This is a genomic window from Hydrogenophaga electricum, from assembly GCF_030160815.1.
GTDB classification, from domain to species: domain Bacteria; phylum Pseudomonadota; class Gammaproteobacteria; order Burkholderiales; family Burkholderiaceae_C; genus Hydrogenophaga; species Hydrogenophaga electricum.
In genome coordinates this window covers 1-7803 of the sequence record NZ_BSPB01000090.1, presented here as the reverse complement: position 1 = coordinate 7803, position 7803 = coordinate 1, and the positions used below count along the sequence as shown (strand labels likewise).

The window sequence follows — 7803 nt, the reverse complement described above, 5'->3', positions numbered from 1 at the left end:
CACTGCCCGGCGCCCGCGCCGACCGTGCGGGCGTGCTGGACCTGCGCCCCTTGCTGGCACCGCTGTTCGACGCCACCGACACCGACGCGGCCGCCGCCGGCTTCCACCTCGGCCTGGCCGACGCGCTGGCTGCCTGGCTGACCGATGCCGCTCGCCGCACCGGCACCACCACCGCGGTGCTCGGTGGTGGCTGCTTTTTCAACCGCATCCTGCGCGAGCGCGTGGTGCGGCGGCTGGCGGCTGCGGGGCTGGCGGTGTACCTGCCCGGCGCCCCAGGCTGCGGCGACGCCGGTCTGGCCCTGGGCCAGGCCTGGGTGGCCGCGCAGCATGTTCAGACCCCCCAAGCAGAACCCCACGTTGAGGAGACCGTTTCATGTGCCTAGCCATTCCCGCGCTGCTGGTGGAAAAGCGCGCCCACGACCAGGCCCTGGTCGAGCTGGGCGGCATCCGCAAGCCCATTTCCATCGCCCTCGTGCCCGAAGCGAACGTGGGCGACTACGTCATCGTGCACGTGGGCCATGCCATCGGCCTGCTCGACCCTGAAGAGGCACAGAAGACGCTGGCCCTGTTCGCTGAAATGCAGTCGCGCACGGCGGAGGTTCAGCCATGAAATACATCGACGAATTCCGCGATGGGGCGCTGGCGAAACACATCGCCGAGCGCATTGCCGCCGAAGTGAAGCCCGATCACCACTACCGCTTCATGGAGTTCTGCGGCGGCCACACCCACGCCATCAGCCGCTACGGCGTGCTGGAGCTGCTGCCGCCCAACGTGCGCATGATCCACGGCCCGGGCTGCCCGGTCTGCGTGCTGCCCATCGGCCGCGTGGACCTGGCGATCGAGCTGGCGCTGCAGCACGACGTGATCCTCTGCACCTACGGCGACACCCTGCGCGTGCCGGCCTCCGGCGGCCTCTCGCTGACCAAGGCCAAGGCGCGCGGCGGCGACATCCGCATGGTCTATTCGGCCGGCGATGCGCTGCAGATGGCGCGCGACAACCCGGAAAAGCAGGTGGTCTTCTTCGCCATCGGCTTCGAAACCACCACGCCGCCGACGGCGCTGGTCATCCGCGATGCGGCGCGTGAAGGCCTGAAGAACTTCAGCGTGATGTGCAGCCACGTGCTCACGCCACCCGCGATCCGCGCGATCCTCGATGGTGGCCGACCCCGTGCCGGTCCGCCCCCAGCTGGGTCAGCCCCCTCGGGGGGCAGCGACCCATGCGAAGCAGGGGAGCGTGGGGGCCATGGTTCGCACGAAACGGCCGAGATCGAAGGCTTCGTCGGCCCGGCGCATGTGAGCGTGGTCATCGGCTCCGACCCGTACGCGAAGTTCGCGCAGGAATACCAGAAGCCCGTCGTCATCGCCGGCTTCGAGCCGCTGGACGTGCTGCAGGCCATTCTGATGCTGGTGCGCCAGGTCAACGAAGGCCGCGCCGAGGTGGAGAACGAGTTCACCCGCGCCGTCACGCCCCACGGCAACCTGAATGCGCAGGCCGTGATGGACGACGTGTTCGAACTGCGCGGGGCCTTCGAGTGGCGCGGCCTGGGCACCATGCCGCACTCGGCCCTGCAGATCCGCGAAAAGTACCGTGAGTACGACGCCGAGGCGCGCTTCAACCTGGGCTACCGCAGCGTGCCCGACAACAAGGCCTGCGAGTGCGGCGCCATCCTGCGCGGCGTCAAGGAGCCGCGCGACTGCAAGATCTTCGGCACCGTCTGCACGCCCGAAAACCCGATCGGTTCCTGCATGGTTTCCAGCGAAGGTGCCTGCGCCGCGCACTACACCTACGGGCGCTTCCGGGATATCCCGGTGGTGGCCGCCACCGAAGGGGCCGAAGCATGAGAGTCGACCACGACAACCCGCCCCCGAACCCGCCGAACCAGGCCAGCACCGTGAAGAAAACCTACACCCGCCCGCTGGACATCCGACACGGCCGCATCGACATGGGCCACGGCGCCGGCGGCAAGGCGGCGGCGCAACTGATCGAGGAACTGTTCCTGCCCGCGCTGGACAACCCCTTCCTGCGCCAGGGCGACGACGGCGCGGCGCTGCCGCTGCCCACCTTGGCCAACGGTGCCGGCCAGCTGGTGATGGCGACCGACGGCCACGTGGTTTCGCCCATCTTCTTCCCCGGTGGCGACCTCGGTTGCCTGGCGGTGCACGGCACGGTGAACGATGTGGTCATGATGGGCGCGCAGCCGCTGTACCTGAGCGCCAGCTTCATCATCGAAGAAGGCTACCCGCTGGCCGACCTGCAGCGCATCGTGCAAAGCCTGGGCGCTGCGGCGCGCGAAGCCGGCGTGCCGGTGGTCACGGGCGACACCAAGGTGGTGGAAAAAGGCAAGGGCGACGGCGTCTTCATCAGCACCACCGGTGTCGGCCTGCTGGCGCCGGGCGTGTCGGTCAGTGGCAAGAATGCGCGGGCGGGCGACGTGATCCTGGTCTCCGGCACCATCGGCGACCACGGTGTGGCCGTGCTCTCCCAGCGCGAGTCGCTGGCCTTCGAGACCACCATCGAAAGCGACACCGCCGCGCTGCACACGCTGGTGGCCGAGCTGATGGCCGCCGCGCCCGGCGCGGTGCGCGTGCTGCGCGATCCGACGCGCGGCGGCCTGGCCACCACGCTCAACGAGATCGCGCGCCAGTCCGGTGTCGGCATGCGCTTGCAGGAGGCGGCTATTCCCGTGAAGCCACAGGTGGACGCGGCCTGCGAGCTGCTGGGCCTGGACCCGCTGTACGTGGCCAACGAGGGCAAGCTGATCGCCATCGTCGCGCCCGAAGCGGCCGAGGCCGCGCTGGCCGCCTTGCGTGCCCACCCGCTCGGGGCGGGCGCCGCGCGCATCGGCGAGGTCACCACCGACCCGCACCACTTCGTGCAGATGGACACCCGCTTCGGTGGCCGGCGTGTGGTCGACTGGCTCAGTGGCGAGCAGTTGCCCAGAATCTGCTGAAGCCGCCGCGTCGCCAGCGGCGACGAAGGCGCCGGCAGCGGACGGCAAGCGCAGTCGACAGAAGATCACGAGGAGACGGCATGGCGATTCCGGTGTTTCGCAAAACCGATGCGGGGCGGGCCGAAATCGGCCTGCGCCAGGCGGGCCTGTCGCCGGTGACCCGCCGCGTGCTCATCCTGGTCAAGGGGCGCGACGGCGTGGCAGCGTTGTCGGCACTGGGGCTGCCCGATCTGCCGGAACACCTGGCGCTGTTGCGGGCGCGCGGCCTTATCGAACCCGACGCCGTGCCGGCCCCGGAACCTGTGCCCGCAGCGCTGCCGGCCGCGGTTGCCGAGCCGGTGGCCGCCCCGCTGGCACCCGCCGAGCCCGTTGCGGCGTGGCCACCCGAACCGTCGGCCGACGAGGCCGAGGCGGTGCTGGGCCTGCAGCGCCAGGCCTTCCTGCGCTTGCGCCAGCACTTCGGTCCCGACACCGCCACCATTGCCGAGGCGATGCTGGCGGCCCGCAGCCTGGCCCAGTTCCGGGCGGCGGTGAGCGTGCTCGAACCCCGGCTCTCGATCCACCTCGGGCGGCGCGAGGCGGCCCGTGAAGTGGGCGTCTTGCGCGGGGGCTGACGCTGGCCGATCAGGCTGGCCGCTCCCTACAATGGGCCTGCCCCCGTTTTCCTCAAACGCCCCCGAATTCCGTGACTTCTCCCCTGATCCACGACGCCCTGCCCACCGTGCTGGTGGTGGACGACGAGGTGCGCTCGCAAGACGCCATGCGGCGCACGCTCGACGAAGACTTCACCGTCTTCACGGCCAGCAGTGCTGAGGAGGCGCGCGGCCTGCTGGAGCGCCAGCCGGTCAGCGTGATCCTGTGCGACCAGCGCATGCCGGGCATCACCGGTGTGGCCTTCCTCAAAGAAGTGCGCGAGCGCTGGCCGGAGGTGGTGCGCATCGTCATCTCGGGCTACACCGACAGCGAAGACATCATTGCCGGCATCAACGAGGCCGGCATCTACCAGTACATCCTCAAGCCCTGGTCCCCCGACCACCTGCTGGAGGCGGTGCGCAACGCCGTGGAGGCGCAGACCCTGCAGCGCCAGACCAGCCGACTCGATCTGGAGCTGCGCACCAGCACCCGCGTGCTGCGCCAGCGCACCGCGCGCCAGGTGGTGCAGGCGCGCCACCACTTCGGGTTCGAGCGCATCGTGCGCGCGGCCGGCAGCCCGATCGAACTGGTCTGCGCCATGGCCGAGCGCGCGGCGCGCTACGACCTGCCCGTGCTGGTGCTGGGCGAGTCGGGCACCGGCAAGGAACTGCTGGCGCGGGCCATCCACTACGCATCGCCGCGGCTGGAAGGGCCGTTCGAGGTGGAAAACTGCGCCGCCATTCCCGACACGCTGCTCGAATCCGAACTCTTCGGCCACAAGCGCGGCGCCTTCACCGGCGCCTACGAAGACCACGCCGGGCTGTTCCAGCGCGCCGACGGGGGCACCGTGTTTCTCGACGAAATCGGTGAAACCTCGCCGGCGTTCCAGGTCAAGCTGCTGCGCGTGCTGCAGGAAGGCGAAGTGCGCCCGGTGGGCGCGGCGCGGCCGGTGCCGGTGGACGTGCGCATCATCGCTGCCACCCACCGCCAGCTCGAACAGCGCGTGCACGACGGCCTGTTCCGCGAGGACCTGTACTACCGGCTGGCCGGGGTCACGCTGACCGTGCCGCCGCTGCGCGCGCGGGTGGCCGACATCACGCCCATCGCGCACCAGATCGTGCAGGACGTGGCGCGCGAACTCGGTCACCCCGGGGCGGTCCTGCCCGACGAGACCCTGGCCTGCCTGCTGGCCTATCCCTGGCCCGGCAACATCCGCGAACTGCGCAACGAAATCGCCCGCGCCATGGCCTTGCACGACGGCATCGAACTGCCGCCCGGCGCGTTCTCGGCGCGGGTCCTGCAGGGGCGGGCGGTCGGCGGCGGCGATCTGGTGTCGGCGTTGCCTGCCAACGGCACCCTGACCGAGCGGCTGGACGTGATCGAGGCCATGGTGTTGCGCGAGACCCTGTTGCGCCACCGCTGGAACAAGACCCGCACCGCCGCCGAACTGGGTTTGTCCCGCGTCGGCTTGCGGGCCAAGATGCAACGCTTCGGGCTGGAAAAATGAGCATCGCCCACACGGTCTCCGCGCGGGCCTCGGCCCGGCTGCTGAAAGTCGCCACCTCGCCGTCCCGCTCCGACGGACCCGGGCGTGATCGGCGCCGGCCGCCACGGGGTGGGGCAAGGCCATGAGCGGGCATCTGCCGCTCAACGTCCTGTGGCTGCAGAGTGGGGGCTGCGGCGGCTGCAGCATGTCGCTGCTGTGTGCCGACACCCCCGACTTTCAGGGCCATCTGCGCGACGCCGGCATCCACCTGCTCTGGCACCCCTCGCTGTCGCTGGGCAGCGGCGACGAGGTGCTGGCCCTGCTGCAGTCGGTGCTCGACGGCCAGACGCGGCTGGACGCCCTGTGCGTCGAAGGTTCGTTGCTGCGCGGCCCGAACGGCACCGGGCGCTTCCACATGCTGGCCGGGACCGGCTTGCCCATGATCCACTGGGTGCGCGAGCTCGCTGCCCGCGCGCGCCATGTGGTCGCCATCGGCAGTTGCGCCGCCTGGGGCGGCATCACCGCCGGCGGCGACAACCCCACCGATGCCTGCGGCCTGCAGTACGACGACGACCAACCCGGGGGGCTGCTGGGCGCCGATTTCCGCGCCGCCGGGGGGCTGCCGGTGATCAACGTGGCCGGCTGCCCCACGCACCCCGGCTGGGTGGTCGACACGCTGATGACGCTGGCCGCGGGGGAGCTGGCGCCCGCCGATCTCGACCCGCTGGGCCGGCCGCGTTTCTACGCCGACCAGCTCGTGCACCACGGCTGCACGCGCAACGAGTACTACGAGTTCAAGGCCAGCGCCGAAAAGCCGTCCGATCTCGGCTGCATGATGGAGCACATGGGCTGCAAGGGCACCCAGGTGCATGCCGACTGCAACACGCGGCTGTGGAACGGCGAAGGCTCCTGCACGCGCGGTGGCTACGCCTGCATCGCCTGCACCGAGCCGGGCTTCCAGGAGCCCGGCCATCCGTTCCATGAAACGCCCAAGCTCGCCGGCATCCCCATCGGCCTGCCCACCGACATGCCCAAGGCCTGGTTTGTCGCGCTGGCCTCGCTGTCCAAGAGCGCGACGCCCCGGCGCGTGAAGGAAAACGCCACCGCCGACCACCTGGTGGTCAAACCGGCCATCCGCAAAACGAGGTTGAAATGACGACACCGAGCGACGCCGGGCGCGAGGCGGGCCGTCTTCTGGTCGGCCCGTTCAACCGCGTCGAAGGCGACCTTGAAGTCGCGCTGGAGATCGCGGGTGACCGCGTGCGCTCGGCCCAGGTCAACGCCACCATGTACCGCGGGTTCGAGCAGATCCTGCAAGGCAAGGCACCGCACGACGCGCTGGTCTACGTGCCGCGCATCTGCGGCATCTGCTCGGTCTCGCAGTCGGTCGCCGCCGCGCGCGCGCTGGCCGACCTGGGCGGGCTGGTCATGCCGCCCAACGGCCAGCACGCGACCAACCTGATCCTGGCGACCGAAAACCTGGCCGACCACCTCACGCACTTCTACCTGTTCTTCATGCCCGACTTCGCCCGCCCGGTCTATGCCGACCGGCCCTGGCACGCCGAGGCGGTCAACCGCTTCGCGCCCGATCGTGGTGTGCAGGTGCGTGCCGCCACCGCCGCGCGCCAGCGCTGGCTCACGCTGCTGGGCACGCTGGGTGGCAAGTGGCCCCACACCCAGTCGGTGGAGCCGGGCGGATCGACCCGGCCCATCGACGCGGCCGAGCGCGTGCGCCTGCTGGCGCGGGTGCGCGAGTTCCGCGCCTTTCTGGAGCGCGAGCTGCTGGCCACGCCGCTGGAGGCCTTCACCGCGCTCGACAGCGAAGCCGCGCTGTGGGACTGGCACGCCCAGGCCCCGATGGCGGGTGACCTGCGTTTCTTCCTGAGTCTGGTGCCCGACCTGGGGTTGCAGGCGCTCGGCCCCGGGCCCGGGCGCTACCTGAGCTACGGCGCCTACGCCCAGCCCGACGGCGGCTTCGCGCTCGCGCGCGGGCTCTGGCGCGCGGCGTCGCAGGCGCTGGAGGTGCTCAACCCGCGGGGCATCACCGAAGACGCCACGCACGCCTGGCTGGCCGATGCCCGCACGCCGCTGCACCCGCTCTCGGGCCTGACCCGGCCCGAGCCCGACAAGCCCGGTGCCTACACCTGGAACAAGGCCCCGCGCCTGGCCGGCGAAGTGGTCGAAACCGGGGCCATCGCCCGCCAACTGGCCAGCGGCCACCCCCTGGTGCGCGATGCGGTGGCGCGCCACGGTGGCACCGTGTTCACGCGCGTGCTGGCGCGGGTGCTCGAACTCGCCCGCGTGGTGCCGATGATGGAAGACTGGCTGCGCGCGCTGCGTCCCGGCGAGGCCTTCTGTGTCCCGGCCGAGCTGCCCGACGAAGGGCACGGTGTCGGCCTGTCCGAAGCCGCGCGGGGCGCGCTGGGACACTGGCTGGTGGTGCGCCAGGGGCGCCTGGCCAACTACCAGATCGTCGCGCCCACGAGCTGGAATTTTTCACCCCGCGATGCCGGGGGCACACCGGGCGCGCTCGAACAGGCGCTGGTGGACGCCCCGGTCAGGCCGGGTGAAAAAACCCCGGTGGCCGTCCAGCACATCGTGCGGTCCTTCGATCCGTGCATGGTCTGCACGGTGCACTAGCTGTGATGTCTCAATAGGTTGTTCACCCGGAAGGGTCTGGGAGACTGGAGTTACGACGCTTCAGAACTCTCAGAGGAATCCCCCCGGATGAAC

The 7803-nt window shown here is 70.7% G+C and carries 8 protein-coding genes; all 8 read left to right on the top strand.

Annotated features, from left to right (window positions below; genetic code table 11):
• A partial coding sequence (locus QQK43_RS22190; protein ID WP_440589180.1) for a Kae1-like domain-containing protein occupies positions 1-383 on the top strand: 383 nt, incomplete at its 5' end.
• Positions 374-610 carry a HypC/HybG/HupF family hydrogenase formation chaperone gene (locus tag QQK43_RS22185; protein WP_284309498.1) on the top strand — a complete coding sequence of 79 codons (237 nt, stop codon included), beginning with the start codon at positions 374-376 and terminating at the stop codon, positions 608-610. The genes QQK43_RS22190 and QQK43_RS22185, both read left to right, overlap by 10 nt.
• A complete protein-coding gene (gene hypD, locus QQK43_RS22180) occupies positions 607-1842 on the top strand; it encodes a hydrogenase formation protein HypD (protein WP_284309497.1) in 1236 nt (411 codons plus the stop codon). Before QQK43_RS22185 ends, hypD begins: the two co-directional genes overlap by 4 nt.
• The gene (hypE, locus tag QQK43_RS22175; RefSeq protein ID WP_284309496.1) at positions 1839-2951 is read left to right on the top strand and encodes a hydrogenase expression/formation protein HypE; all 1113 of its coding nucleotides are present in this window, start codon (positions 1839-1841) and stop codon (positions 2949-2951) included. Before hypD ends, hypE begins: the two co-directional genes overlap by 4 nt.
• Before the next feature lie 80 nt (positions 2952-3031).
• Positions 3032-3565 (top strand): hypothetical protein, encoded by a 534-nt coding sequence (locus QQK43_RS22170; RefSeq protein ID WP_284309495.1) that lies wholly within the window; start codon positions 3032-3034, stop codon positions 3563-3565.
• 71 nt (positions 3566-3636) lie between these two features.
• Positions 3637-5091 carry a sigma-54-dependent transcriptional regulator gene (locus QQK43_RS22165; protein WP_284309494.1) on the top strand — a complete coding sequence of 485 codons (1455 nt, stop codon included), beginning with the start codon at positions 3637-3639 and terminating at the stop codon, positions 5089-5091.
• Positions 5092-5212: 121 nt separating this feature from the next.
• Entirely contained in the window at positions 5213-6226 is a 1014-nt protein-coding gene (locus QQK43_RS22160; protein WP_284309493.1) for an NADH-quinone oxidoreductase subunit B family protein, read from the top strand.
• Positions 6223-7710, top strand: a complete 1488-nt coding sequence (locus QQK43_RS22155) for a nickel-dependent hydrogenase large subunit (protein ID WP_284309492.1) — start codon at positions 6223-6225, stop codon at positions 7708-7710. Before QQK43_RS22160 ends, QQK43_RS22155 begins: the two co-directional genes overlap by 4 nt.
• Positions 7711-7803 lie beyond the last annotated feature (93 nt).